Below are 1788 nucleotides of genomic sequence, written 5' to 3' on the forward strand. Positions count from 1 at the left end.
CGCCCGCGCCCGTACCCGCGTACGCGGAGCACGCCGACGCCTCGTTGCCCGGCCCCCAACTGGGCCAGATCCCGGCCCAGGGCCCGGCATGGGAGGCCCAGCCGCAGCCTGGGGAACCGATTGTGCCGGCGGGCGACGGTGGGGCGCCGACTGGAACGCCGGGGCCGGCGGCCCCAGTTGAGGCGGGCGCCGCACCCGCCATGAATCCTTCCGGCGGGGCCGTATCCTCTGCCGAACCTCTCGCGGCCGACGCCGCGTCCGAGCTTTCCGCGCCCGCCGGAGCAGCGCCCGCGCCCGCCGGAGACGCGGTCCCGGCTCCCGACGGAACCGGTCCTAACGGAACCGGTCCTAACGGAACCGGTCCCGACGGGACATTGCCCGCGCCGGAACAGGCAGTGGTCACCGACTCCCGGACCACGGCAGGGCCTGCGCCTGAGGTTCCCGGGGAAGCTGCCCCCGACGGGCTCTCGGCCGTGCCGCAACTTTCAGCGGCCGGGGTCGCCCAGGCACTCACCGGGCCCGCCTCCGAGGTCCCAAGGGGGGCCGCCCCCAACGGCACACCGGCCACTCCGGCAGCGGCCGGGGACCCGCGGGCCGCCGCCGGAGTCGCCGCCGAGGCCTCCGGGAGTGCGGTGCCGGACGGCACGTCCGCACTGCCCGAACCGGCGGCGGCCGGGAACGGGCAGGGCACTTCGCAGCCCGGCGAAGAAGGACCGACCACGCCCGGAGCCCCGCAGGGCTGGCCCGAGTCGGCATCGCAGCCGACCGAGTCGAACCCGGCCGTACCTGCCGTTGACCCGGTACCTGCCGCTGACCCGGCCGAGTCGGGCCAAGCGGCTCAGCAGCCGTCAAGCGCCGCGCAGACACCCGCAAGTGGGCCTGTCCCGGCGGGTTCGGAAGCTACCGCCGGGGCCGTTGCCCAGGACGGCGCGACCGTTGTCCACCGGGCGGAGGCGGGTCAGGACGCTCAGCCGCCATCGCACGAGGCGGGTCCGGGGGGAGCAGAAGCTGCCTCGGGCGCCGCCGCTCAGGAAGCCGCAACCGCTGTCCAGTTGGCCGAGGCGGGCCAGCAGCAGCCGCCGGACGAGTCCGGCCGGGCCGGATCGGAACCCGCCGCAGGCGGCGTCGCCCAGGAAGCCCAGCAGCAGTCGGGCGAGGCGAGCCCGGCGGGATCGGAAACCGCCCCGGGCGCAGTAGTTCAGGGCGGCGCAACCGTTGGCCACCGGGCGGAGGCGGGCCAAGAAGCCCAGCAGCCGTCGGGCGAGGCGAGCCCGACGGGATCGGAAACTGCCCCGGGCGCAGTAGTTCAGGGCGGCGCAACCGTTGGCCACCGGGCGGAGGCGGGCCAAGCGCCCCAGCAGTCGCAGGACGAGGCGGGCCAGGCCGGACCGGCGGCCGGCATCGCCCAGGAAGGCGCAGTGCCCGTGGGAGCGGCCCAGGGACGGCAGGCCGAGGAAGCGGGCGCCGTCGAGACGGCGCCCGCCGGACAGCCCGCCGGACAGCCCGCCGGACAGCCCGGCGGCAACTACGGCCAACAGGCCCCCGCCGCCGAGCAGCTGGCGCACGAGGGCGGCTCCCCGGTCTCCGCCGCGCAGCCGTCGGCCGAGCAGCCCGACGACATGGCGGCCTGGCCCGAGCCGGAGGAGGACGATGAGTCGGAGGACACAACGGTGAATGCCGAGGCGGTTTCGGCCCGGGCCGGTCAGATCGCGGTCGCCGGCGCCGACCACGACAACGGCGGACGCACCGCCCCGCACCCCGTAGTCCTCGCCGACCAGCTCGTCGCCC

The 1788-nt window shown here is 76.7% G+C and carries 1 protein-coding gene and 1 pseudogene; one reads left to right on the forward strand and one right to left on the reverse strand.

What is annotated here, in order from left to right:
• Window positions 1-848: 848 nt before the first annotated feature.
• On the reverse strand, window positions 849-1241 hold the full coding sequence (locus AOK16_RS27325; protein WP_169790939.1) for a hypothetical protein: 393 nt from the start codon (window positions 1239-1241) through the stop codon (window positions 849-851).
• A gap of 183 nt (window positions 1242-1424) precedes the next feature.
• Here AOK16_RS27325 and AOK16_RS27330 point away from each other — a divergent pair.
• Window positions 1425-1788, forward strand: a pseudogene (locus AOK16_RS27330) (hypothetical protein); the annotation flags it as partial.

The sequence above is a fragment of the Streptomyces pathocidini genome (assembly GCF_001418495.1).
Taxonomy (GTDB): domain Bacteria; phylum Actinomycetota; class Actinomycetes; order Streptomycetales; family Streptomycetaceae; genus Streptomyces; species Streptomyces pathocidini.